This is a genomic window from Paenibacillus sp. AD87, assembly GCF_001659845.1.
Lineage (GTDB): Bacteria > Bacillota > Bacilli > Paenibacillales > Paenibacillaceae > Paenibacillus > Paenibacillus marchantiae.
Map to the genome: position 1 here is coordinate 90,149 of NZ_LXQN01000016.1, position 25,060 is coordinate 115,208.

The 25,060-nt window shown below is 48.6% G+C and carries 22 protein-coding genes; 21 read left to right on the forward strand and 1 reads right to left on the reverse strand.

All coding sequences use genetic code 11. The features are described 5' to 3' along the window. The first annotated feature begins 26 nt into the window (after nt 1-26). The 19 genes from gpAD87_RS23475 (at nt 27) to gpAD87_RS23560 (ending at nt 22,770) form a co-directional block, all read left to right on the forward strand. Nucleotides 27-215, forward strand: a complete 189-nt coding sequence (locus gpAD87_RS23475) for a hypothetical protein (protein WP_024629467.1) — start codon at nt 27-29, stop codon at nt 213-215. A 187-nt stretch (nt 216-402) separates the two neighbouring features. Beyond that, nucleotides 403-573, forward strand: a complete 171-nt coding sequence (locus gpAD87_RS31945) for a hypothetical protein (RefSeq protein WP_157258557.1) — start codon at nt 403-405, stop codon at nt 571-573. Nucleotides 574-743: 170 nt separating this feature from the next. Continuing rightward, nucleotides 744-2,132, forward strand: a complete 1,389-nt coding sequence (locus tag gpAD87_RS23480; protein ID WP_082935331.1) for an alpha-L-fucosidase — start codon at nt 744-746, stop codon at nt 2,130-2,132. Between the two features lie 142 nt (nt 2,133-2,274). Next, entirely contained in the window at nt 2,275-3,141 is an 867-nt protein-coding gene (locus gpAD87_RS23485) for a sugar phosphate isomerase/epimerase family protein (protein ID WP_064641251.1), read from the forward strand. A gap of 260 nt (nt 3,142-3,401) precedes the next feature. After that, nucleotides 3,402-4,460, forward strand: a complete 1,059-nt coding sequence (locus gpAD87_RS23490; protein WP_063566462.1) for a Gfo/Idh/MocA family protein — start codon at nt 3,402-3,404, stop codon at nt 4,458-4,460. A 297-nt stretch (nt 4,461-4,757) separates the two neighbouring features. After that, on the forward strand, nt 4,758-6,170 hold the full coding sequence (locus tag gpAD87_RS23495) for an alpha-L-fucosidase (protein WP_064641253.1): 1,413 nt from the start codon (nt 4,758-4,760) through the stop codon (nt 6,168-6,170). A gap of 313 nt (nt 6,171-6,483) precedes the next feature. Continuing rightward, nucleotides 6,484-7,464 (forward strand): ABC transporter permease, encoded by a 981-nt coding sequence (locus gpAD87_RS23500; protein ID WP_024629462.1) that lies wholly within the window; start codon nt 6,484-6,486, stop codon nt 7,462-7,464. Nucleotides 7,465-7,479: 15 nt separating this feature from the next. Then, the gene (locus tag gpAD87_RS23505) at nt 7,480-8,388 is read left to right on the forward strand and encodes a carbohydrate ABC transporter permease (RefSeq protein WP_231952803.1); all 909 of its coding nucleotides are present in this window, start codon (nt 7,480-7,482) and stop codon (nt 8,386-8,388) included. Nucleotides 8,389-8,513: 125 nt separating this feature from the next. Beyond that, the gene (locus tag gpAD87_RS23510) at nt 8,514-10,151 is read left to right on the forward strand and encodes an extracellular solute-binding protein (RefSeq protein ID WP_082935321.1); all 1,638 of its coding nucleotides are present in this window, start codon (nt 8,514-8,516) and stop codon (nt 10,149-10,151) included. Nucleotides 10,152-10,347: 196 nt separating this feature from the next. Continuing rightward, a complete protein-coding gene (locus gpAD87_RS23515) occupies nt 10,348-12,570 on the forward strand; it encodes a helix-turn-helix domain-containing protein (protein WP_064641257.1) in 2,223 nt (740 codons plus the stop codon). Nucleotides 12,571-12,614: 44 nt separating this feature from the next. Beyond that, a complete protein-coding gene (locus tag gpAD87_RS23520) occupies nt 12,615-14,927 on the forward strand; it encodes a glycoside hydrolase family 3 N-terminal domain-containing protein (protein WP_064641259.1) in 2,313 nt (770 codons plus the stop codon). Further along, on the forward strand, nt 14,924-18,025 hold the full coding sequence (locus gpAD87_RS23525) for an alpha-mannosidase (RefSeq protein ID WP_064641261.1): 3,102 nt from the start codon (nt 14,924-14,926) through the stop codon (nt 18,023-18,025). The genes gpAD87_RS23520 and gpAD87_RS23525 overlap by 4 nt, the downstream gene beginning before the upstream one ends. Nucleotides 18,026-18,164: 139 nt before the next feature. After that, nucleotides 18,165-19,040: a sugar phosphate isomerase/epimerase family protein gene (locus gpAD87_RS23530; protein ID WP_064641263.1), complete on the forward strand. Its 876-nt coding sequence runs from the start codon at nt 18,165-18,167 to the stop codon at nt 19,038-19,040. Between the two features lie 12 nt (nt 19,041-19,052). Then, entirely contained in the window at nt 19,053-19,925 is an 873-nt protein-coding gene (locus tag gpAD87_RS23535) for a sugar phosphate isomerase/epimerase family protein (RefSeq protein ID WP_064641264.1), read from the forward strand. A gap of 138 nt (nt 19,926-20,063) precedes the next feature. Continuing rightward, nucleotides 20,064-20,618: a TetR/AcrR family transcriptional regulator gene (locus gpAD87_RS23540; RefSeq protein ID WP_064641266.1), complete on the forward strand. Its 555-nt coding sequence runs from the start codon at nt 20,064-20,066 to the stop codon at nt 20,616-20,618. Between the two features lie 12 nt (nt 20,619-20,630). Next, complete coding sequence (locus gpAD87_RS23545) at nt 20,631-21,065, forward strand: DUF3995 domain-containing protein (protein WP_064641268.1); 435 nt, start codon at nt 20,631-20,633, stop codon at nt 21,063-21,065. A 183-nt stretch (nt 21,066-21,248) separates the two neighbouring features. Next, nucleotides 21,249-21,476 carry a hypothetical protein gene (locus gpAD87_RS23550; protein ID WP_053782996.1) on the forward strand — a complete coding sequence of 76 codons (228 nt, stop codon included), beginning with the start codon at nt 21,249-21,251 and terminating at the stop codon, nt 21,474-21,476. Nucleotides 21,477-21,555: 79 nt separating this feature from the next. Beyond that, a complete protein-coding gene (locus gpAD87_RS23555) occupies nt 21,556-22,122 on the forward strand; it encodes a hypothetical protein (RefSeq protein ID WP_064641270.1) in 567 nt (188 codons plus the stop codon). Between the two features lie 216 nt (nt 22,123-22,338). After that, nucleotides 22,339-22,770 (forward strand): VOC family protein, encoded by a 432-nt coding sequence (locus gpAD87_RS23560; protein ID WP_064641272.1) that lies wholly within the window; start codon nt 22,339-22,341, stop codon nt 22,768-22,770. A 122-nt stretch (nt 22,771-22,892) separates the two neighbouring features. Here the strand turns inward: gpAD87_RS23560 and gpAD87_RS23565 are convergent, their stop codons facing one another. Then, nucleotides 22,893-23,771, reverse strand: coding sequence for a hypothetical protein (locus gpAD87_RS23565; RefSeq protein ID WP_064641273.1), 879 nt, complete (start codon nt 23,769-23,771; stop codon nt 22,893-22,895). A 369-nt stretch (nt 23,772-24,140) separates the two neighbouring features. Here gpAD87_RS23565 and ytxJ point away from each other — a divergent pair, with 369 nt between their 5' ends. Together ytxJ and gpAD87_RS31585 are read left to right on the forward strand one after the other, a co-directional pair. Continuing rightward, nucleotides 24,141-24,680, forward strand: a complete 540-nt coding sequence (ytxJ, locus tag gpAD87_RS23570; protein ID WP_177031293.1) for a bacillithiol system redox-active protein YtxJ — start codon at nt 24,141-24,143, stop codon at nt 24,678-24,680. 309 nt (nt 24,681-24,989) lie between these two features. Further along, nucleotides 24,990-25,052, forward strand: coding sequence for a potassium-transporting ATPase subunit F (locus gpAD87_RS31585; protein WP_231952816.1), 63 nt, complete (start codon nt 24,990-24,992; stop codon nt 25,050-25,052). Nucleotides 25,053-25,060: the final 8 nt, after the last annotated feature.

The following is a 25,060-nucleotide window of genomic DNA, read 5'->3' on the forward strand; positions in this document are numbered from 1 at the left end:
CAATCTGGTCAGGAGTGTTGCGAAGGATGAGAAGGTATAATTTTTGGAGCCCCATTCTGCTAATTGCGGTTGCGCTGATTGTCAGAGGCCTGGTTACCAATCTGGGCGTTCTGTTCGGCATGTCGCATGATGCAGCAAGTAATATCGCAATTGTTGCCATGTTGATTGCTGCACTGATAATGTTTAATCGAATGACAAAGGCAAAGCGAAAATGAACATAATAATATTCGATATTGATCAAGAGAGAGGCACCCTTAGGGGTGTCTTTTTTGTGTATTGACGTTTCATTCATAACGTCTTAGACTGTTTATGAATGAAACAATAACATTTTTATGATAACGAAAATAACAAATGTGATTACTCCAATGGCTAACCCATCATTTTCCGAAAGGAGACCCATTCATGAAGGTTATGGCGGCATGGTTTGCAGGCAAGCATGAAAAGGCAATGGATGTGGTGAGCAGGATGTGGGGACAGCAGGAGGGTTCGTGGATCGTTCCGCTGAGATTGGTAGAGTCTTCGTGGCACAGGGATCAAATTGCAATCAGGCAGCTGACTTTCAACGACAGATGAACATAATTAAGGACCGCTGGAGATGCTCTGCTCTGTCGGTCCTTTATGGCATTTGACGGAAAGCGGACAGAGAACCGGCATGAGAGGAGAGGAATCCAGTAAATACAACCGATTGGGTGAAGGCAGTAGCACAGGTCGTGCCATCAGAACGTCAGCTGAAATGGCAGGAGATGGAGTTCTATGCATTTATTCATTTTACCATGAATACGTTTACAGATCAGGAGTGGGGAACGGGGAATGAAGATCCCGATATCTTTAACCCTTCTCATCTGAGTGCCCGGCAATGGGTTCAGGCGTGCAAATCTGCCGGTATGACCGGATTAATTCTCACATGCAAGCATCACGACGGGTTTTGTTTGTGGCCAAGCCAGTACACGAAACATACGGTAGCCGCCAGCCCTTGGCGAAATGGTACGGGTGATCTAGTGAAAGAAGTTGCCGATGCCTGCCGTGAAGGCGGGTTGAAGTTCGGTATCTATCTGTCTCCTTGGGACCGTCATGAAGCATCCTACGGAGATTCAGAGCGATACAACGAATTTTTCAAAAATCAGTTGCGTGAGCTGTTAACCCAATATGGTGAACTTTTCTGCGTGTGGTTCGACGGAGCTTGCGGAGAGGGGCCGAATGGGAAAAGGCAGGTCTACGATTGGGATTCCTATTATGCGCTGATCCGGGAGTTGCAGCCAGAGACTGTAATCTCGGTATGTGGACCGGATGTTCGCTGGTGCGGCAATGAGGCAGGTCATACCCGGACTTCGGAATGGAGCGTCGTACCTGCCTACTTGCAAGATAATGAGAAGATCCAGGAGCAATCGCAGCAGGTGGATGATGGTGAGTTTGCCAGCAGAATTAATACACAGGATGCCGATTTGGGGAGTCGGGAAGTGATCCGGCAACATGAGGGCAAGCTCATCTGGTATCCCGCAGAAGTGAATACATCCATCCGTCCGGGTTGGTTCTATCATGCAAGCGAGGACGATCAAGTCAAATCGCTGGAGGAACTGCTTGGCATCTATGATGGAGCGGTTGGCGGCAACGCCAATTTTCTACTAAACCTTCCACCAGATCGACGCGGCCTTATTCACGAACAGGATATTGAGCGGCTGCAGCAGCTCGGAGACTTTTTGTGCGGTACTTATCGGCAAAGTTTGGCTGTTGGGGCGAGAATTCACGCATCGGATACCATGGATGGAGAACATGCCGCTACCCAGGTATTGTGTGAGGAATCGGATATGTTCTGGTGCCCATCTGAAGGAGCTGAACTGGCTTGGCTGGAGGTAGAACTGCCGGAGGAAAAGCAGTTCGACCGAGTCGTTCTTATGGAGCATATCCGTTCAGGCCAACGAATTGAGCGCTTTACGCTGGAGGCAAAGGGTGAGAGTGGGGATTGGCAGGAGCTGTATCGCGGCACGATTGTTGGTCACAAACGAATCTGTAGTTTCGAACCTTTTACCGCCAGAACTATTCGTCTGACCATTCATGAATCCAGATGGTATCCAACGTTGTCCTGGCTGGGTGTATATCTGAGCAAACAAGAGGTGCATGAAGCTGGCGATTGAGCCGTAACATTTGTAGATAAGCCGATTTTGGATTCATCCCATGGAAAATAGAGTAGCAAACGATTATTGGTAATTGTATGATCTTATGGAAAAAGGTATATGTAAGGTAGAGCCACACACCAGCAGGAGAGGATGAGAGGATATGAAAGTAGGACTCAGCACATACAGTCTGCAACAGGCACTGGATGCCAAGGAACTGACTGTACCCGACGCCATCCGTTACATCGCCGAGCAGGGCGGAGAACATGTGGAGATTGTTCCGATCGGGTACAGCCTGATCGACCAACCGGAATTAATTGATCGGATTCGAGAGGCTGCGCAAGACGTGGGAATTGATATTTCCAATTACGCAATAGGTGCCAACTTCGTTACAGGAGAAGGCCCGGATGCACTTGAAAATGAGATTGCTGCTGTCATGAAGCATGTGGATGTCGCTGCCGCACTTGGCGTTACGAGAATGCGCCATGATGTTGCGTTTCGTCCTGCACAGGAAGGCACTGTCGCCCAATTTGAGGCGGACCTGCCTGTTCTGGTGAAGGCCTGTCAGCGAATTGCCGATTACGCAGCGAGTCACGGCATTACCACAAGTGTGGAGAATCATGGTTACTATGTGCAGTCCAGTGAGCGTGTCCGGCGGTTGGTGCATGAGACGGCACGAGAAAACTTCAAGACAACGCTGGATATTGGCAATTTCCTTTGTGTGGATGAAGACCCGGTTAGCGCTGTGAAAAACAATATTCCTTATGCATCCATGGTGCACGCCAAAGATTTCTATCGGAGACCTTCCTACCGCAATCCCGGAGAGGGCTGGTTCCAGACCGCACACGGCAATTACCTGCGCGGTGCGATTGTGGGTCACGGAGATATCGACATGCCGGAAGTATTCCGTGTGTTGAAGCAGTCCGGTTATGACGGATATATATCTGTAGAATTTGAAGGTATGGAAAATTGCAAAACAGCATCCCGAATCGCGATGGATAACGTCCGCCGCTTCTGGGAGGAAGCATAAGCAGCTACTTACTACTATATAAGTGGAATCAATTTTTATATGTAAGGCTGAAGTAACAGAGGTGAAGTTTGGAACTGTAGGGGCGGTAGCGTCCGCCTTTGTCTGCGGATTTCAACTGCTGAGAGCAGTTGATACAAGAAATCTGTAGACAACAGCGGCCGAAAGTCCAAACATTCACCGTAGTTACGTTAAGCCGATTATCATATGTTTTGAATCAACTGATATGACCATCATTCAACAGATTATGGAGGGGAAAATCCATGTCCAAACTTAAAATTGCCGTTATCGGTGCAGGATCAATTTCCGATTTTCATTTACAAGCGTATGACAGTAATCCCGAAGTTGAAATATACGCTATATGCGACCTGAATGAAGCACGTGCCCAGGAAGCGGCGAAAAAATATAACGCTACCCATGTATTCACCGATTATAAGGAGCTCCTGGCACTACCTGAAATCCATTCGGTCAGCATCTGTACCTGGAATGATACACATGCCGAGATCAGCATTGCTGCTCTGGATGCGGGTAAAAACGTACTTTGCGAGAAGCCGCTCTGTCAGACGGTAGAAGATGCGTTAGAGGTGGAGAAGGCTGTTCATCGCAGTGGAAAGCTGCTTCAGGTTGGCTTTGTACGCCGCTATAGCGACAATGCGCAGATCCTGAAGAAGTTCATTGATGAAGGCGAGCTGGGAGAGATCTATTATGCCAAGGCATCCTGTCTGCGGCGTTTGGGCAATCCGGGCGGCTGGTTTGCAGATGTGGAACGTTCTGGCGGCGGCCCGTTGATCGATATTGGCGTGCACATTATTGATATCTCCTGGTACCTGATGGGCAAACCGAAGGTGAAAACCGTGTCTGCGAATGTCTCCAATCGATTGGGTAACCGTGCAAATATCCGTAATCTGTCATTCTATCAGGCAGCGGATTATGATGCGAACAAAAACACCGTGGAGGATATGGCTAATGCGTTGATTCGTTTCGAGAACGGGGCAAGCCTGCTGGTGGATGTAAGCTTCACACTGCACGCGAAGCAGGATGAAACTTCGGTCAGACTATATGGCGATAAAGGTGGAGCTGAACTGGAACCGGAAATTTCACTGATTGGTGAGAAATTCGATACCATTTTGAACATGACGCCACAGGTGGATTTCAAATCCCTTGATTTCGCAGGTTCTTTCCGTAATGAAGTCAATCATTTTATCGACAGTACCCAAGGGCGCAAAGAGACACTAAGCCCCGTTGAGGATGGCGTTGAAATCATGAAAATCCTTTGTGCCATCTACGAGTCCGCACGTGAAGGACGCGAAATTTCACTGTAGATATGGTGTTGCGATCCGAAAAGGGCAACGCCACTCGAAGTAGTGAGGCACTGCAATCGAAATGACTGGGCTTAATATGTCTTTCTTAGTTGAACGAAACATTTACACAATAACGGAGAGGGCAGAACGAATCTGAAGAAGCGAAGCGCTCGCCTTTATCCCCGGATTTTCCCCTTAGGAAAGGGAATCAAAAAAATCCGGGGATAACAGCGATCGGAAGATTGTTTTGACCGCGCAGTGACCTGTGTAAAGCTACCTTTTCAACGTGTGACATTTGATCCAAAGGAGATGAACGGGATGAGCGAAACCAAAGATACGGTGCTGGAACAGGAAGAGCAGGTTGTCGAAGCAGGCGTGCATAACTTTAGCAAAGAAGAGGAATGGGTGAAGCCTGAAGATCCGTTGCTGAATGAACGTCTGGAGTGGTTCAAGGATCAGAAGCTGGGGCTGATGATGCATTGGGGTCCCTATTCTCAGCTTGGCCTTGTGGAGTCCTGGGCGCTAAGTGACGAGGATGGCGATTGGTCGCGCAATGATATCGACTGGACTGAGGACATGGAGCATTTCAAGCAAGAATACTTTGATCTCAACAAAACCTTCAATCCCATTCGCTTTCAGCCTGAAGAGTGGGCACAGATGGCCGCTGATAACGGGTTCAAATATTTCCTGTTCACCACCAAACATCATGATGGTTTCTGCATGTGGGACACACATACCACCGATTATCGCATCACGGGCAAAGATACTCCTTTTCACACCCATAAGTATGCGGACATTTGCCGGGCGCTTTTTGACGCTTTTCGTGCCAAGGGGCTCGGCATCTCGGCTTACTTCTCCAAAGCGGACTGGCATACGCCATATTACTGGACACCTGGCATGGAGCGGGGAAGCCATATGTGGCGTGGACCATCCTATGATCCGAAAGCGTATCCATGGCTGTGGGAGAAATTCGTGGAGTTCACGCATGAGCAAATTATGGAACTGCTGACCAACTATGGACGAATCGAATGTCTGTGGCTGGATGCAGGCTGGGTACGTGAAGGCCGTCACGGTCAGGATATTCGATTGGGCGAAGTGGTGGAGCGGGCACGTCAGACAACTCAACCGTGGCTCCTCGCAGCAGATCGCACGGTAGGTGGACCGTATGAGAATATCGTAACTCCAGAGCAGACCATCCCGGAGCATCCAATGAATATTCCTTGGGAGAGCTGTATCACGGTGGGCAATTCCTTTGCGTTTGGATATGATGATCAGTATAAGTCAGCAAGACAGCTGGCGCATATTCTGCTTGAAGTAGTATCCAAGGGCGGTAATTTGGCGCTGAATGTGGGACCACAACCGGACGGGCGTCTTCCAAAAGGGGCAGTCCTAAGTATTAAAGCCCTCGGAGAATGGATCGGTACTCATGGGGAAGGCATCTATGGCACGCGAATTTGCGGACCATACTTCACAGGAGATTGGGCCTTTACACGTAAGGAAGATCTCAACGTATCGTATGCCTTCCGTTTGTATAGAAACGAGAACGAGGCAGTACAATCACAGGTAATCATTCCATGTGTGGAAAAGGTGGAGCGAATTGAACTCGTCGGCACAGATGATGTGCTGTCATTCCAACGGACGGAAGATGGACTTGCTGTAGAGTTGCCGCAAGCGGCAGTTACGGAAGTAGCACCTATCACGCTGACGTTCAGATTGTTCACAAACCAATAAATCTACAATTCAAATCCCGGGGGACTTTTACAGTCCTTCGGGATTTTTTTGGTTGGTGATTTTTGCGAAATACCTGTGCTAAAGGACGATTTTCCCTTGTCCGGCAAGGGTTTTGGGAATAAGGAGAGGTGGGGGAAAATTGCAAATTGATAAAAGAACACCGCTCAAGGTAGTATCGATTTAAGAAAGCGTTACCTGACATTATTACTCACACGGATGACGCTAATACAGAAAAATGAGTCAAAGAAAAGGATGTTTAAGGGATGTAAATGTAATGTATTATTACACTTAAGGTGTAGAAGGAGTGACGCGAATGAGTCGAGCTACGGAAAGCATACCTGCACCGGTGGAGCTCCAGCAAGGAAGGAATTACGCAGAACCCAAGCGACAGCATCCATTTATCAGAAGCCTCAAAAAGCATTGGGAGCTCTATCTACTGGTGCTTCCTCCCGTATTGTATCTATTGATCTTCAAGTACATTCCAATGGTCGGTGTACAGATTGCCTTCAAAGACTTCAGTGTCGTCAAAGGAATCTGGGGCAGCCCATGGGTTGGACTGAAACACTTTGAAGCCTTTTTTGAATCCCCGAACTTCTGGCTGCTGATCAAAAATACGATTGGTATCAGTTTCTACTCGTTACTCGCCGGATTTCCCATTCCGATCCTGCTGGCGCTCGCGCTGAATGAAATCCGAACAGGTTACTTTAAAAAGACCGTCCAGATGGTCACGTACGCTCCGCATTTTATCTCCACAGTCGTCATGGTATCCATTATCATTCTGATGCTGTCACCGCATGTGGGTGTTGTAGACAAGCTATTTACCTTCCTGGGTTTCCCGATGACCAACTTTATGGGTATTCCCGAATACTTCAAATCCATCTATGTGTGGTCGGGTGTATGGCAGGGCATGGGCTATTCATCAATCATTTATATCGCGGCTCTCGCTGGGGTTGATCCATCTCTCTATGAGGCAGCGAAGATGGACGGCGCTTCAAGGCTTCGAAAAATTTGGCATATCGATCTTCCAACGCTCGTGCCGGTTACCGTCATCATGCTGATTCTAAGTCTGGGCAGCATTATGGGCGTGGGCTTTGAAAAAATATATCTAATGCAGAATCCGCTCAACACGAGTGCTTCGGAAGTCATCTCCACGTATGTGTACAAGGTCGGTCTGATCGGGGCCAACTTCAGCTTCTCCTCGGCGGTAGGATTGTTCAACTCCGTTATCAACCTGATCCTGCTGGTTATCGTCAACGGCATTTCCCGCAAAGTATCCCAGAACAGCTTGTGGTAAAGGAGGAGCTCATCCATGTTTAACCTGATGAATCGTAACCGGATCAAGGACCCGCTCGGTGACCGTATCTTCATGACATTCAACTATATCTTTCTGTTCGCCATACTTCTAACGGTGTTTTACCCGCTCTTGTATATCATCAGTTCTTCGTTCAGCTCCTCGCGTGCCGTTACATCCGGTCAGGTGTGGCTGTTCCCGGTAGACTTTAACATCAAAGCCTACATTTCTATTTTCAAAAGCCAGCAGCTCATGCTCGGTTTCTACAACACGATCATCTATACCGTTGTAGGCACATTTATCAATGTGGCGCTAACGGTCATGCTCGCGTATCCGCTATCGCGCAAGTCGTTTTACGGACGGGGTGCCATCATTATTTTCATGATGATCACGATGTTCTTTGATGGCGGTCTGATTCCAACCTATCTCTTGATGAAAGACCTTCATCTGCTGGATACACGCTGGGCGATGTGGCTGCCAGGGGCGCTCGCCGTGTTTCAGGTGATCGTAGCGAGAACCTTCTTCCAATCTTCCATCCCGGAAGAGCTGGGGGAGGCGGCGGAAATGGACGGATGTCGGGACATCCGGTATTTGATCAGCGTGGTTCTTCCCTTATCGAAGCCGATTCTGGCGGTCATGACCCTGATGTATGCGGTGGGTCACTGGAATGCATACTTTGATGCTCTGATCTATCTTCGTTCCGAGAAGCTGTTCCCACTCCAATATGTGCTGCGCAATCTGCTAATTCTAAACGCCGCAGACCCGGCAATGTTGGCCAATACGAGCCAGCAGCTGAGAGATCAGGGGTTCGAGCAGGTACTGAAATACGCACTCATCGTAGTCGCCAGCATTCCTATTCTCATCATGTACCCGTTTGTGCAGAAGCATTTTGTTAAAGGGGTTATGGTTGGCTCGCTCAAAGGATGATCTTTGTAACCTGCGCCCATAAGCCATTTGAAAGGAGGTGGGAACACTCCGGCTTCCGGGATAAGGTTTAACACGAGTACGTAATCAGAATGTTATGCCGTTTTCAACAAAAAGGAGGAGTCAGATTGAAAAAATCTTGGATTTCGATGTTGTTTCTGGTCTTTGCTTCGATGGCTTTGTTGTCCGCATGTGGTTCATCCGAGGATGCGGGTACAGGGAGCGACGGTAGCGGGGAGAGCGGTGGCCCGGTAACGATGACCTTCTTTGCCCCACAAGGTAAAGCGTCCATGGAAGAAAATGAGTTCACCAAATTTATCGAAGACAAGTTCGATGTTACCCTGAAATGGGATCTGGCCCCGACGGACGCTCTGCAAGACCGCAGACAGTTGCTGCTGGCGAGTGGGGATTATCCCGAAGTGTTCCTCCATGGCAAGTTCACGACCTCAGACCTTCAAACGTACGGAAAACAGGGCGTGTTCCTCCCGCTGCAGGATCTGATCAAGCAGTACGGTCCGAATCTGTCCAAGATGATGGAGGAGAAGCCGTACTTCAAAGAAGCGGTAACTGCGCCGGATGGCAACATCTACGCTCTGCCGATTTTCAATGAATGTTACCACTGTACGTACGCTCAGAAATACTGGATTAACACCGAGTGGCTGGACAATTTGGGTCTCCAAATGCCTACCACGACCGATGAACTTTACACGGTTCTGAAGGCATTCAAGGAACAAGACCCGAATGGCAACGGCAAAGCCGATGAGATTCCACTCACAGGTGCACCCAACAAGTACGTATGGAACGGCAACATTGATGCCTATTTGATGAACAGCTTTATCTATAATGACAACGATAAATATTTGATTGTGAATGATGGAAAGGTTGATTTTGCAGCGAATAAGGAAGAGTGGAAAAAAGGGCTGGAGTACATGCATAAGCTGTATGCAGAAGGCCTGATTGATCCGGCTTCCTTTACACAGAACGATCAGGCAATCGGGCAGTTGGGTAACAAGGAAGGGGATGAGGTGGTCGGCTCTATAACGACAGCGCTGGTCAGCTACCTCGTGAACACGTATGACAAAGATATCACCCGCCACCAGCACTGGGACATCGTGTCTCCGCTGAAAGGGCCGGATGGTGTGCAGACGACAGGTGCTACGCAAAGCGTAGGTGAGTTTGAGTTCGCCATCACCAATAAAGCGACCGAAGCACAACAGATCGCAGCGATCAAAATTGTAGATTACATGTTCAGTGAAGAAGGTGCCCTGTATGCAGAGTACGGACCGACAGAAGGCAAGGGCTGGAAGAAGGCGGATGCCGATGAGAAAAACATTAATGGTGAGCCTGCCAAATACAGCTACTACAACCTGCCTGAGCGTGACCCAAATGTAGTAGTCAACGAGAGTTGGTCACAGATCGGAGCACATGACTTGTCCAATACGTTCCGTAATCTGTTTGCAGAAGGTCAGAACCCACTGGAAGCGGAGGGTTACGGTACACGTCTGGCGCAAGCAACCAATGTATATGAACCTTATGCACCAAAAGAAGTCTACCCTGCGAACGTATTTATCCGTCCTGAAGATACAGAAACCGCTGCACAGCTCACGACAGCCGTCAAGGATTACGTGATGACCAATATGGCTCAATTCATTATCGGCAGCAAGAGCATCGATAAGGAATGGGACGCGTACGTGAAAGGTTTTGATGGTCTGGGACTCAGCAATTACCTTGAGATTTACCAGCGTGCGATTGAGAAGAATCAATAAAGATTAATGGATTCATGAATGAGGCTGTCCCGATGCCAACACAGGAATCGGGACGGTCTTCTCCTTTTGACAACCCCACTTCATCCGATATAATTTACTGAATATTTATGGAAAATTAGCGACCAGATTGGCACGGTTGTCATTCCAGCTTATGCAAAATGCTCATGCGTATAAACAGTGGTGGGGGGCCTCGGAGATGAACAACAGTTGGTTTAGACGTTTGCTGCTATCGTATTTGCCTGTTTTTTTTATCGTGACCACAATCCTGTTTATTATCTTCTTTCAGGTATTTAATGAACAGAACCGGAGAGAAGCACTCAAGGCCAATGAATTTCTGGCGTCACAGGTAACACAATATTTGGACAATTCACTACGTTCCATTGACTTCAAGGTGCTGCGTGATATTTTGACCAATCCCAACCTGAAAAATTATTATTCGGTAACCGGAAGCGAGGATGTGTATGCCGGAATTCAAGCAGTCCAGGTTATTGATGAATTAAAAATAGAGTATCCGCTGATTGATTCCATATACCTGGTGAGATACAACGACGATACGGTATTCAGCAACGGCAAGGCAGTGCCGATTGAGGAATTTCCGGATGCACCGTTTATTAAAGACAGTCGTGCTGCGGCAACGCAAAAGTGGGTGGGGGCGAGATCCTTTAAGGCATTCCCGACAGAGGAAGGAAAACAGGTCATTACACTCATTCGTGGTGTTGGAAACGGCACAGGTCTCGTGGTTGTTAACGTCGATCTGCCGACCTTGCAGAAATCCATTATGCAGATGTATGACCCTGAATTCACCTTCGTGAATATCTTCAATCGCTCGGGCGGCAATCTGTGGGACGGAGGAATGCAGGATGGCATTACAGCAGTTTCTCCCAAAACAGCTTCAGGTGAAGTGTTCTCCGAATTTACATCCAGCTACAGCGGCTGGAAGGTACAGACGGGACTGAACAATGGCAAGATCGTCAAATTCGCTCTGAAATTTTATAATATCTGGTTCGTTTTTGCCGTTGCCGTTGTCCTGATTGGTGTGGTGTGGGTGATCTATGTGACACGGAGAAATTACAAGCCCATTCAGCAGATTGTCACGTTAATTGAAACGGTGGCTTCGCAGAAACAGCCAGGGGCGGGTTATACGAAGGATAACGAGTTCCGTTTTATCCAGACTACGCTGGAGCGAATGATTGATCAAACCAAGCAATATCAGGAGGAGCATGAAGAGAACCTGATTTTGCAGAAGAAATACTTCTTTCAGGAGCTGCTGGAGGGTACGCGGGACTTTACCAGTAGTGAACTTACAGCGGAGATGAGCAGGTTCAAGCTCCCGCAGTTAGAGGATCGATGGGCTGTAATGGTGGTGGAGATCGATCAGTATTCCCGGTTCATGGAGGAGTACCACAATCAGGATCAATCCCTCCTGAAATTCGTGTTATCCAGCATTCTGCAGGAGAGTGCAAGGCACGAGGGCACCGAAGTGTGGGCTGAGTGGATATCGGATCTGCGTCTGTATGCCATACTCTGGATTCCCGAAATGGAGAAAGGTGAGGAGACCGAGCAGAGACTGCTCTCCGGTTATCTGGACAGGGTTGGGCAGTATTTGAACTTCACCGTAACCATTGGTATTGGAAGAGTGGCAGTGGATGTCCGTGGTCTGAGAGCTTCGCTGAAGGAGGCGGTGCATGCCTTGGAATATAAGGCTGTGCTCGGCATGAATCGGATCATTCCATGCGGGGAGGTACCGAACTCAACGAATGATGTGTATGAATTCCTGAAGACGATCTCTTTGCTGGTGCAGGCGATGCGACTCTCGGAAGATGTGTGGGAGAAGCATTTTGACCGCTTGTTCGAACAGATCCATGAATCCGTGCTCTCGCGCCAGGAGATTATGAATACGGTCCAATTGCTGTTCCAGCACTATAACCGGGAGTTCGCAGAACTTCCACGAGAGTATCAGGAGCGAGTGGCATCTGTATTTACACCACTTCTTCCCAGGTTGGAAGGTTGGGAGACGTTGGATGATTTACGCGCGCTGTGCTGGGAAGGCTTCCGTGAGCTGGCTGATGAGATGCAGACGCTTCAACGCTCCAGAAAACATAGATCTCATATTCTTGAAATTCGCAAGTATATTGAACAGAACTACAACAACCCCGAGCTGTCGCTGAATTATCTAAGTGATCTATTTGATATCAATCCGAAATATTTAAGCAAGCTGTTTAAGGACGAAATTGGTGAGAAGTTCGTGGATCTTCTGATTAGTCACCGTATTGAGAAGGCGAAGCAGCTCATGCTGGAGACGGATAAGGCCATTCAGGAGATCAGTGAGGAAGTTGGGTATACGAATTACAATTCCTTCAATCGGGCGTTCAAGAATGTGGTGGGTGTAGCGCCTAGCGACTACCGAAAAGCCATGTGAGCCCATGCACCAGACTAAGCCGAACTCATAAGGAGAATGTGCATATGGACTATAAAGATGCTTCACTTCCCGTTCAGGAGCGGACCCAAGATCTGCTCGGGCGGATGACCACGGAGGAGAAGATAGGGCAGCTGATCCAGCCGATGGGGTGGAAGACTTATGTTAAGGAAGCAGATAGTACGGTTCAGGTTACAGATGAGTTTAAAAAGGACATCGCAGAGGGCGGGATTGGGTCGTTGTATGGAGCACTTCGTGCTGATCCCTGGACGGAAGTGACGCTGGAGACTGGCCTGACGCCTAGGCAGGGAGCTGTTGCCACCAATGAAATTCAGCGGTATGCCATGGAGAACTCCCGGCTTGGAATTCCCATATTGTTCGGGGAAGAGTGTTCTCACGGGCATATGGCCATTGGGGCAACCGTATTCCCGGTGCCGTTAGCAGTAGGAAGTGCTTGGAACACGGAATTGTACCGCAAGATGTGTGAAGCGATTGCTGTGGAGACTCGGAGCCAGGGAGGAGCGGCAACATATTCGCCTGTGCTTGATGTAGTACGGGACCCGAGATGGGGACGGACGGAGGAATGTTTTGCCGAAGATCCATACCTGATCGGTGAACTGGCGGTTGAAGCGATAAAAGGTTTACAGGGTGACCGGCTCGATTCTAATCGGACGATTGTGGCGACACTCAAACATTTTGCAGCCTATGGCAGCTCGGAGGGTGGGCGCAATGCTGCTCCGGTGCATATGGGACTGCGAGAGCTGCACGAGGTGGATCTGCTGCCGTTCAAGAAAGCAGTGGAAGCCGGAGCATGTTCTGTCATGACGGCGTATAACGAGATTGATGGTGTGCCTTGTACGTCGAGTTCGTATCTGCTGAATGATCTCCTGCGCGAGCAATGGGGTTTTGACGGATTTGTCATTACTGACTTTGGTGCAATTCAGATGCTCGTTAATGGACACAACACCGCGGAGAACGGGGAGCAGGCCGTCGCTCAGTCGCTTAAGGCAGGGGTGGATATGGAAATGTCCGGGTACATGTACCGTAAGCATCTCGGGCAGGCCCTGTCGCAAGGATTAATTGAAGAGCAGGATCTGGATACAGCGGTAAGGCGGGTGCTGGAGATGAAGTTCAGACTGGGCTTATTCGAACAACCTTTCGTTGATCCTGACTTTGCAGAGCAGGTCATCGGATGTGAAGAACATATTCAGCTGGCGAGAAAAGTCGCGCAAGAGGGAATCATTTTACTCAAAAATGAAGACAACACCCTTCCGCTCGGTAAAACAGGTACAAAACTGGCGGTCATTGGACCGAATGCGAACCACGTCTACAACCAGCTTGGCGACTACACCTCGCCGCAGCCGAGAGGACAGATCGTTACGGTGCTGGATGGGATTACGCGCAAGCTTGGTGCTGACACCGGAAAGGTGCTGTACGCACCCGGCTGCCGGATCAAAGGGGATTCCAGAGAGGGCTTTGCGCAAGCGCTCGCCTGTGCTGAAGAAGCAGATACCATCATTATGGTGATGGGAGGGTCAAGTAGCCGGGATTTTGGCGAAGGGACCATTGATCTGCGGACGGGGGCATCCGTTGTTACGGATGATCCATGGAACGATATGGAGTGCGGCGAGGGGATAGACCGCTCGTCTCTGAACCTGATGGGTGTTCAATTGGAACTGGTGCAGGAAGTACATAAGCTGGGGAAACCGGTTATTGTCGTATATATTAACGGCCGGCCGATTGCTGAATCATGGATTGATGAGCATGCCCATGCCATTGTGGAAGCGTGGTATCCGGGGCAGGAGGGAGGCAACGCTATTGCAGATATTCTGTTCGGTGATGTGAATCCATCTGGTCGTCTTACCGTCTCCATTCCCAAGCATGTAGGTCAGCTTCCGGTCAGCTACAATGCCAAACGCACTCGGGGTAAGCGATATCTGGAGATCGATCTGGTACCACAATATCCGTTCGGCTTTGGGCTGAGTTATACGGAATTTAAGTACGAGAATGTAAGAGTTGTGCCGGAAGTGATCGGACCAGACGATGAAGCAGAGGTGCAGGTAGAGGTCACAAATACGGGAGTGGTTCCGGGAAATGAGGTGGTGCAGCTGTATATTACGGATGCATCGGCTTCGGTCACCCGAGCCGAAATTTCACTGAAGGGATTCCGTAAAATTCATCTGGAGCCGGGACAGACCCAGACGGTGACGTTCCCTGTGCAAAAAGAACATCTGGAGCTGATCGACTCCCGTCTTCAGCCTGTTGTGGAGCCTGGTGAATTCAGCCTGATGGTTGGTAGCAGCTCCAGAGACTGGACTGCTTGTAGTTTACACATCCAGAAGGTGGGGGTGGAGGTATGATTCGAATTCAGAGATTCATTCAGGATCTGGCTCAGCAGCAATGGAAGGATACCCTTGAGCTTCCAGAGTGGCAGATGCAGAAGGCCAAGTATATCCGGCCAGGGGAATATGAGTATGAACAGGAGAATGCGGCTGTTCAAAGCTTGAATCCGCTCCATAGCAACCATGGAACGACTTATTTTCTGAGCAAAACCGTAGAGATTCCGGCTAATTGGGAGGAAGATGTGGTCGGATTGATCTTCCAGGCCGGGGGTGAAGGTCTGCTGAAGGTAAATGGCATGCCTTATCACGGACTGGACCGCAATCATGGGTATGTACCGTTACCGAAGATCCGTGTGGGAACTACGCCTTTGCTGGAGATTGAGCTATATGATCCCATACCGGAACCACATGACCCCTTGAATCGACAGGCGGTCATCCAGCCGCCAATTCAGGGCATCCGAGCCGCTTTGGTTCGTGTTAATTCGCCTTTACAGAGTCTAATGTATAGCATTACGGTACTTGCAGAATCACTCAGAGCATTGCCGGAGAAAGACTTAAAACGCACCCGTCTTATTCGGGATGTTCATCAGGTGATGGATAAGATGTACAATGAGCCGGAGCGCTGGAGTGAAGCGGCGTGGGTGCAGCATTTGGAAGAATGGCTCGCACAGTCGGTGCAGGAGGAAGACCCGGAAGAGTACCGGGACGGATTCATGCATCTGGTTGGGCAGTCCCATATCGATATTGCTTGGCTGTGGCCTGTGCGTGAGACCGTGCGCAAGTCCAGCCGCACCTTCTCCACGATGTGTACTTTGATGGATGAGTATCCGGAGTTCGTGTATTCGCAGAGTCAACCACAGCTGTATGCATTCGTGAAAGAGCACTATCCAGAGCTGTACGAACGAATCAAAGCCCGAATTGCCGAAGGCCGCTGGGAACTAGTTGGTGGCATGTGGGTAGAGCCTGATCTGAACATTCCGAGTGGCGAGTCGCTGGTGCGGCAGATCTTATACGGGCAGAACTTTTATCAGGAGGAGTTCGGCAAGCGTTCAAACATCGAGTGGCTTCCTGACACGTTTGGCTACTCTGCTTCGCTGCCACAACTGCTCAAGCTGGCTGACATTCCTTATTTTATGACCACCAAGCTCAATTGGAATGATACCAACGTTTTCCCGTATGATCTGTTCCACTGGGTGGGCATTGACGGCACCTCGGTGCTTGCGTATCTCAATCATGGAGTGAATGAACATACCCGGCCCAAGGATGTCGATGAGCACTGGCAATCCTACAAGCAGAAGGATGTACACCCCGAGCAAATGCTGCTGTATGGGAATGGCGATGGTGGAGGCGGGGTAACGAACGAAATGGTTGCGTTCGCAGAGCGATCCCATTTCATGGTTGGGCAGCCCATCAGCAATTTCAGTACAGCTGGCGCGTTTTTCGAAGAAATTTCGAACAACAATCCTAAGCTGCCAAAATGGCATGGCGACTTATATCTGGAACTGCATCGTGGAACCTATACAACTCATGCGCGCAACAAACGGAGCAATCGCAAAGCGGAGGTGTTGTATCGGGAAGCGGAAATCTGGGGGCAGTTTGCCGGAGTTGAAGCAGCACAGGCGAAAAGTGATCTGGATGAAGGCTGGAAGCTGATTATGCTGAATCAATTCCATGATATTATCCCGGGCACGTCCATTCCCGAAGTATACGTAACATCTATGGAAGAGTATACGAAAGTATTCGCTCTGGGGACATCGGCAATGGATGGTACTCTTGGCCGTATTGAGGACCGCATTGCGACAGATGGCTTCGACGGTCTGCCCTATGTTGTATTTAATAGCCTAGGCTGGGAACGGGGAGAAGTCGTTACGATTACAGGCGACGAGAAACTGAGCGGTCTAGCAGCGTTCGACCATCAGGGTAATCGTCTGCCGAGTGACCTTGAGGCAAATGGAGACGTGCTGACCTTGTCCGTCTATGTCCCGTCTATTCCGGCCTTTGGGTATGCCACGTTATGGCTACGCCATGAACCGGATGCCAATCTTCCTACATTGAAGCAGGATGAATCCTTTCATTCTGTCTGGGAAACGGACTTTTACACGCTTGAATTTAACGATGTAGGAGAGATCACCAGATGGTATGACAAATCCATGCAACGGGAGTGGCTGAAGCCGGGCGATAAAGCGAATGAGTTACAGTTTTTCCATGACAGGCCAACGTATTGGGATGCTTGGGATATTGATCCGCGGTTTGAATCGCAGCGAGCAGGAGTGGCAGAGCTGATCTCCAGAGAAGTAGTACAGCGTGGAGTAACGCAGGATATCCTTCGGTTTCACTGGAAGTTAAACGAGTCGGAGATTCACCAGGATATCATTCTATATCGTTATCAACGACGTGTTGATTTCAAGACAAAGGTGAACTGGGCGGAGAGCCATAAGCTGCTTAAAGTGGCTTTTCCCGTTAATTTGGTATCAGCGAAAGCAGCCTATGAAATTCCGTTTGGTGCGCTGGAGCGCCCTACTCATAACAACACCAGTTGGGAGCAAGCCCAGTTTGAAGTGTGTGGTCACCGCTGGGCGGATATCTCCGAGGGCAACAGTGGTGTAAGCCTGCTGAACGATTGTAAATATGGATATGACATCAAGGATCAGACGATCCGTCTTTCCCTGCTCCGTGCTCCTAAATGGCCGGATGAACATGCTGACCAGGGTGAGCATGAATTCACGTATTCCCTGCTACCGCATCAGGGAGATTGGCGGGAAGCGGGTGTGGTACGACGTGCGATGGAACTGAACCACCCGGTTCGGGTTGTTGCAAGTGAACGACACTCTGGCACATTGCCAGCAGAGCACAGCTGGGTTCATTTCCATAGTGAACATGTCATTCTGGATACGATTAAGGCTTCCGAAGACGGTACGGGAACGGTACTTCGTTTCTATGAGTCATCTGGTGGAAGAGAAACGGTTGAGATTCAATGGGCTGACGCGCGTATACAGACGTCTGTAGTCAATCTGTTGGAGGATGATATTAGACCACTAGCTTGTCATGAAGGGAAGTTTGAGCTGACGTTCAAGCCATATGAAATTCAAACTGTGAAGCTGGTCTCAGCAGATTAGTCTCAAGAAACCGGATAAGAAATGATCGGAGAAAAAGGAGTGACCGGGTAGGGGTCGAAAATTTAATAGAGCATTCCGTTCATCATGAAGGCTCACCAGGAATGAAAAATCAAATACCGATTTAACGGGAGGGTATGGCATGAAATTAACAAACAAGATTGGCGTGATCGTGGATAGCTTCGGTGTAGGTGTACGTGAAGGATTAAGCAAAGCGAAGGATGTAGGTGCAGAAGGCGTACAGATCTATGCAGTCCATGGAGAGATGGACCCCGAGAACCTCTCTCCGGCGGCCCGCAAGGAGTTAAGAAGTTATATCGATTCTCTTGGTCTTGAAATTTCTGCCCTGGTTGGCGATTTGGGCGGTCACGGGTTCCAGGTCAAGGAAGATAATCCGTGGAAAGTAGAGAAGTCCAAGCGCATCGTGGATCTTGCTCTGGATCTAGGTACAAATATCGTCACAACACATATCGGTATTGTTCCGCACGATCCTTCCTCCGAAGTGTATGCCACACTGCATACCGCATGTGAGGAACTGGGTCAATATGCTAAAAGCGCAGGAGCCTACTTCGCGATTGAGACGGGACCGGAAACGGCTGCAGACCTGAAAGGGTTTTTGGATACCCTGTCGACTAACGGGGTTTCGGTGAATTTTGACCCGGCGAACATGGTGATGGTTACTGGAGATGACCCTGCACGAGGTGTTCATCTGCTCAAGGATTATATTGTGCATACCCATGTGAAAGATGGTGTGCGCCTGAAGGAAGTAGACCCGAGGGACGTATACGGTGCAGTGGGATATGCCCCTATGGATCATGAGAAAATTGCCGAAATGGTCTCTTCCGGAACGTTCTTCCGTGAGGTACCGCTGGGCGAGGGCAGTGTGGATTTTGACGCATACTTTGCAGCCCTTCGGGATATTGGCTACAAAGGTTATCTGACGATTGAACGCGAGGTAGGCGACCAGCCGGAACAGGACATTCGCAAAGCGGTTAAATTTATCCAACAATACCGATAGGGAGCTGAGCAGATGAAAGTGGGCCTGAGTACTTATAGCTTGTTGAACGATCTGAATTCGGGTGAAATGACGGTTCTGGATATCATCGACTGGATTGCTGCAAATGGTGGCGAGCATATGGAGATGGTTCCGTATGGCTACACCGTGGAGGACAATCCTGATCTCGCCGACGCCATTCGGGAGCGGGCTGCTTCTGCGGGTATTGAGCTGTCCAACTATTCGATGCCTGCGAATTTCGTGCAGGAGACGGAAGAAGCTTTTGAAGAAGAGATAGCTCGGGTCAAAAGACATGTCGATGTTGTACACCGGATGGGTGTAAAGCATATGCGTCATGACGTAACGGCGTTTACTTTGCCTAAGGAGAAAATGACCATTGCCTGGTTTGAGGAAAATTTGTCGCTGATGGTGAAAGGAAGCCAAATCATTGCTGATTATGCTGCACAGTTTGGCATTACAACAACCATTGAGAATCACGGCTTCAGTGTGCAGGCCAGTGACCGTGTGCAGCGTGTGCTTCATGCCGTAGATCGTCCCAACTTCAAAACGACACTCGATATCGGCAACTTCATGTGCGTGGATGAGAATCCGATTATCGGGGTCATGAAAAATCTGCCGTACGCTTCTCTGGTTCACTTCAAGGACTTCTATTTCCGCCCTTATGATGAGCATCCCGGTGAAGGGGAATGGTTCACAACCGCTTACGGCAACTTCCTGCGCGGTGCCATTGTTGGGCAAGGGGATATTCCAATTCGCAAAATTGTGAGGCTGATCAAAGACTCCGGTTATGATGGTAACATTACGATTGAGTTTGAGGGCATGGAGGAATGCAAATCTGCTTCCAAAATCGCCATGAGCAACCTGCGCCGCTTCTGGGAAGAGGCTTAGGGCATAACAACGACGAGACCACCTTTCTGTAAGGTGGTTTTTTTGATATGCCTCACATCCATAGGTGTACATAGACTACGAATCATTGTAGAATCATAATTATCTAGACGGTACCGTACATAAGAGGGGAGGATGAGTATGCCTAAAATTATCGTTACCGAGGAACAATGGGTCCAGCAAGGTATTGAACGATTTGCACAAGGCGGGGTAGAAGAGCTCGTTATAGAGAAAATGGCAGTTTCGTTGGGATGCAGCAAAAGCAGCTTTTATTGGTATTTCAGTAGTCGAGCTATCTTTATTCAACAGATTATTGAGAAGTGGAGAGAACGAACCACCCAGCAGATAATTGCAGATTCCAATGTCCATGCGACTGCAGATGAACGAATTATTGTGGTGTTGAGCCGGATGTTTGGAACAACCGGGCGGGGAGATTTTCTTTTTTATCTGCGGAAACTGTCATTGAAGGATGATGCTTATCGATCGATCCTGAATGAAGTGGAGCAGCTGAGAATGGAGTTTATGCAGCAACTGCTGGTCCAAAGAGGTTTTCAATCGGAGCAGGCCTATCAGAAATCATGGATGTTGTACCATTACTACTTGGGTTGGTATGAGCGCCACAAGCAGGAGACGTTGAGTGATGAAGGGGTTCAGCGACATGTTGAAGTGATCTACAAGGAATGGATTTTCAGTTAGGGGGAGAGTGACATGTTGGCGATTCTGACTCTGACCTGGATGGTGGGTGTTATTTTTGCAATACTGAGTGGTTTGCATGTCTATTGGGTGCTTGGAGGAACGTGGGGGCGTGAAGCAGCCATCCCACACACGGGGAAAGACAGACTCTTTGAGCCGGGGAAGATAGGTACATTGGTTATTGCGTTACTGTTGGCTTTGGCGGCGTGGTTCGTTCTGGAGCTGGGCGGAGTGGTGCGAGTGCTGTTCTCCCTCTCTCTCTTGTCCTATGGGGCATGGGTCCTGTCCATTCTATTTATGATTCGTGCTGTAGGGGACTTTAGATGGGTTGGTTTTTTTAAGAGAAAGAAGGGGACGACGTTTGCAAAATGGGATAGCATTCTGTTCTCTCCGCTATGTCTTTTTCTGACTTCAGCGACCTTGATAATCATGTTCCTTCGCACAGACTAGATCATCGGATATCCATCCTGCTGACAGAGTGAACTCTCCAGTTAACGCAATGCCAGGAATGAATCCATTTCTAACATTAATTGGTTCTCCATAAGGATTAAGTTACGATCATCACAAGTATGGTATAATAGATCTATTCAGCCTGGAAAATGACTGGCTATGGATAGGGGAGATCACTGATCTATGCAGGTATTCGAGGACTGGAACCAGAAAGTGAAAAAAACGTTTAATGCTACGAATCCCGAGGTTGTATTGACGGTATCTGAAGCAGGGAGTTTGCTCGGTCTGACCAAAGATCAGATGAAACTTTATGTAGACAAGAATAAACTAACTAAGGTCCCGATCATGAGAAGTGTTCACCGATACCTCTTGTTGAAAAGTGAAATAGATAGCATCGTAAAAACGCGCTAACCTCATAGGATCGACCGCAGCCATTTTACCGACAGGATTCGGGAGAGTGGTTTTTTTTTGGAGATAGGAGGAACAGACCATGCTGAGCAAACTCTCGAGAGGGCTATACCATTGGGTGAATTGGAAATGGGTGGTGGCTTCAGTTGTTATTTTTGCATGCTTTATTGCATTCATTCTTCCCTGGCAGGCGGCGAAGTCGGAAGAAGTAACAGGAAGTGGAGAATCACCGGATACATCCTTCCTGTATTCGTCAAATGATCTCTACCAGATGGCTGAACAATATGGGGAAGAAGGGCGTAGCGCTTATATCCAGGCACGTTTTACATTTGATCTCGTCTGGCCGCTCGTTTATCTGTTCCTGTTGTTGGTTTTGTTGTCTATTCTGTATCGAGTGATTCCGCCAGAGAATCGCTGGCGAAGGCTTAATTTGCTTCCAGTTGGAGGATGGGCCTTAGATATGCTTGAAAATGCAGGTGCCTCCTTGACGATGTATCGTTATCCTGTACATACTCCCGTGGTAGCGGAATTGACTCCGATTTTTACTCTGCTGAAATGGTGTCTCATCTCTGCCAGTTTTGCTGCGCTGGTACCGGGGATTATCCTAACAATTCTTTCATTTCGCTCGCACAAACCGGGGATAAAATAAGGAATACAGGACAATCCTACCACTGGATGATTTTTGTGCCCCAGTACTGCTGGAAGTGGAATGAATAGTGGTCAGAGCCCCTTTGGAGAGGGGGAATTTGTTCTTAGAGGAGTTTGTGGAAATACCTTCTTGTCAATGGACAACCTATTCGTATATACTCTTGTCGCAAGTGGCAGGAATGGTTCAATTACATGATATCAAGGAGATGAAGCACGAATGGCGATTAGCTTGAATGTGTATCTTGTAACGGATGGTAACGGACGTGAAGCAGTAGAATTTTATAAAAAGGCATTTGGAGCGGAAGTGCTGGCTCTCCAGACATTTGGCGATGGTCCTTCCAACCCAGATCACCCCGTACCTCCCGAAGCGAAAGACCGCATCATGCATGCTTCTTTGCAGATTGGCAGTTCTGTACTGATGTTATCCGATACATTCCCTGGCATGCCTTATATTGTGGGTAATCATGTGAATGTCACGGTGAACACGGATACTGCGGATGAAGCCAAAGCAATTTTCAACCAGTTGCAAGACGGTGGCGAAGTGAAAATGCCGATCCAGGAAACATTTTGGAGTCCAGCCTACGGCATGGTTATCGATAAATTTGGCGTTCAGTTCCAGATCAGCTGTACAGCAGCCAACCATCAGTAAAATGTAAGCTAGTGTCTCTAACATAAAAGATAAAACTACAAAACCTCCAGGACATGAGTAACGTGTCTGGAGGTTTTTTTTGTGACTCCTGCAAGGAGTGTGTATACTTGCTAATCTGAAAATTAGACTTCTTTCTGAATCTTGGAAGGATTGTTGATTTTGTAGGGAACAGGGTTCTTGGTCAGCTTTTTCTTGATAATTTTTGCTTCAAAAGTAAGCACATCGCCAACCTCAAGCTCCTGCTTCTTGATCGTGGCACTGTGGCTGGACCAGGCTTCGCCAACGTCAATAACTTCGGGCTCGGTGATCGTAAGAGCTTCATAGATAATGACTTCATCATCATTGTCGGAGAAATGGTTCGGCACGGTCGTAAATTCCTTCACAACAGCGGACATTTTCACTTTACCCTCCGGCAATTCAATCTTAAGCGATTTAGCTTTACCTGCGGTTTTTGCCTTTGGTTTAGCAGCACTGCTTGTTGCGTTAGCGGGTCCAACATACTCTTCCACCAGACCATCAGGGTCACCTTTTAGCTCGGAGGAGGTATCATCGTCATCCGTGTCCACATCCAGTTCGGAATCAAAGTCACTCATACTGGATGGAATCTTATCCGAATAGGAAGCAGTAACAGGATCTTGTGCAGCATCAGAGCTAGGGAGCTCTTCTAAGTTGGTTGTAGCGACTGGTTCATTAGATTTGTCCTTTGCCGTGCCCGCTCCAACCGGACTTTTTACATTATAGCTGGACGCCTGCATTTCTTTCAGATAAGACGGATGAATGCAGTGTTTCTGGTTATTGTCCAATTGAATGACTGCTGCCATATGATCGACAAAGCCAATGATGGTGCAAGGCATATTCAGCCCATTCCCTTTATAATAGAACGTTTTGACCTTCGTTGCTTTTTCCGAAAGCAAGCCCCATTCCTGGCACTTCTCAATCAACTCGTCTTCGTTCTCCAAAGCGGTATAATACTGCGGTTCGATCATAAAAGCATATGCCATAACGAATTTCCGCCTTTCCAATCATATCTTCATGTTCATCGTTGCCAAATTACACTCAGTGTATCACAAAAGTGGACCCTTCGATGAGGAATATAAAAGCGCCTGCGTAGGCGCCTATGGTATAATTTTGGTAGACAACGGGTGGGCATTACCGTAATGAAGTCATAAACAAAAACCCACCGTTAAACAGGTTGACCGCCTGCGGTGGGATTTGCTCTGCATCTGAGCAGACGCGCGCCGTAAGAGGATTTCACCTCTCCATGTTGTCTATTCTTATGTTACCATAGCCATTTTATACAGGCAAATGAGTGCTGTTCCTACATTAAAGTTAATATTTTTTTATAAATATCTTCAAGGAGGATGATCTCCATGGACAAAAAAGTGAATCCTCAAACTCTTTGGCTTGGGGTGGGTATTGCCATTGGAACGAGTATTGGCGTGGCAACAAACCAGATCGCTCTGGGGGTTGCCTTTGGTGTGGCAATGGGCGTCGTGGTTGGATCTGTCGTTAGCAAACGTGCAGGCTCGGGGCTGGATGATATGCTGAGTGAACATGTCAAGGAATTGTATAAGCAGGAGGAATGGGAAGAGGTACTTGAGCGGTCGCAGGATCATCCGGTCCTGCTTCTGAAACACAGTACGACTTGTCCAGTCAGTGCGAGAGCATACAGGGAGTTTATGGCCTTTGTGGGCTCAAATGCATCAGATCCCGCACAGAAGATGGAGTACCGGATCGTCAAAGTCATCGAAAGCCGCTCGCTTTCCCGCCGCATTGCGGAAGACACCGAGGTTCACCATGAATCGCCTCAAGTCCTGCTGCTGGACGGCGGCCAAGTTATTCAACATACGTCACACGGGAAAATTACCCGGAAGAGACTGCTGCAATGGGCCCAGAATCCGTTTGGATAAAGGGCATCCAACATACATAGACCCGTTTCCTTCAGCTGATCGCTGAGGGGAACGGGTCTTTTTTTACGCTTTTTTTACACCCTGGCGGGTATTTCTTTACCCCCTTTTTACAGCGTTTCGTATTACGATTTCATATGTAGAAGGTTGCAAGAACGGTAGAGAGAGGGAGGGGAGCACATGGTGAATGATGCCACGATCATTGGGCTGGTCGTGCTGTTGTTTGTGGTGTTCTGGGGCTTTGTGAAATTTTGTGAGAAAGCATGAATGCATAGGGCATGAAAGGGGAGAAGCCGTATGATCGTCATCGGCATGATAGTGCTCGCACTGGTAGTCTATCTTGGTTACGTGCTAGTGAGGCCGGAGAAGTTCTGATGGTCGCT

Coding starts and splice junctions, on each gene's coding strand:
- gpAD87_RS23475 (WP_024629467.1), top strand. CDS start 27: ATGAGAAGGTATAATTTTTGGAGCCCCATTCTGCTAATTGCGGTTGCG.
- gpAD87_RS31945 (WP_157258557.1), top strand. CDS start 403: ATGAAGGTTATGGCGGCATGGTTTGCAGGCAAGCATGAAAAGGCAATG.
- gpAD87_RS23480 (WP_082935331.1), top strand. CDS start 744: ATGGAGTTCTATGCATTTATTCATTTTACCATGAATACGTTTACAGAT.
- gpAD87_RS23485 (WP_064641251.1), top strand. CDS start 2,275: ATGAAAGTAGGACTCAGCACATACAGTCTGCAACAGGCACTGGATGCC.
- gpAD87_RS23490 (WP_063566462.1), top strand. CDS start 3,402: ATGTCCAAACTTAAAATTGCCGTTATCGGTGCAGGATCAATTTCCGAT.
- gpAD87_RS23495 (WP_064641253.1), top strand. CDS start 4,758: ATGAGCGAAACCAAAGATACGGTGCTGGAACAGGAAGAGCAGGTTGTC.
- gpAD87_RS23500 (WP_024629462.1), top strand. CDS start 6,484: ATGAGTCGAGCTACGGAAAGCATACCTGCACCGGTGGAGCTCCAGCAA.
- gpAD87_RS23505 (WP_231952803.1), top strand. CDS start 7,480: ATGTTTAACCTGATGAATCGTAACCGGATCAAGGACCCGCTCGGTGAC.
- gpAD87_RS23515 (WP_064641257.1), top strand. CDS start 10,348: ATGAACAACAGTTGGTTTAGACGTTTGCTGCTATCGTATTTGCCTGTT.
- gpAD87_RS23520 (WP_064641259.1), top strand. CDS start 12,615: ATGGACTATAAAGATGCTTCACTTCCCGTTCAGGAGCGGACCCAAGAT.
- gpAD87_RS23525 (WP_064641261.1), top strand. CDS start 14,924: ATGATTCGAATTCAGAGATTCATTCAGGATCTGGCTCAGCAGCAATGG.
- gpAD87_RS23530 (WP_064641263.1), top strand. CDS start 18,165: ATGAAATTAACAAACAAGATTGGCGTGATCGTGGATAGCTTCGGTGTA.
- gpAD87_RS23535 (WP_064641264.1), top strand. CDS start 19,053: ATGAAAGTGGGCCTGAGTACTTATAGCTTGTTGAACGATCTGAATTCG.
- gpAD87_RS23540 (WP_064641266.1), top strand. CDS start 20,064: ATGCCTAAAATTATCGTTACCGAGGAACAATGGGTCCAGCAAGGTATT.
- gpAD87_RS23545 (WP_064641268.1), top strand. CDS start 20,631: ATGTTGGCGATTCTGACTCTGACCTGGATGGTGGGTGTTATTTTTGCA.
- gpAD87_RS23550 (WP_053782996.1), top strand. CDS start 21,249: ATGCAGGTATTCGAGGACTGGAACCAGAAAGTGAAAAAAACGTTTAAT.
- gpAD87_RS23555 (WP_064641270.1), top strand. CDS start 21,556: ATGCTGAGCAAACTCTCGAGAGGGCTATACCATTGGGTGAATTGGAAA.
- gpAD87_RS23560 (WP_064641272.1), top strand. CDS start 22,339: ATGGCGATTAGCTTGAATGTGTATCTTGTAACGGATGGTAACGGACGT.
- gpAD87_RS23565 (WP_064641273.1), bottom strand. CDS start 23,771: ATGGCATATGCTTTTATGATCGAACCGCAGTATTATACCGCTTTGGAG.
- ytxJ (WP_177031293.1), top strand. CDS start 24,141: ATGGACAAAAAAGTGAATCCTCAAACTCTTTGGCTTGGGGTGGGTATT.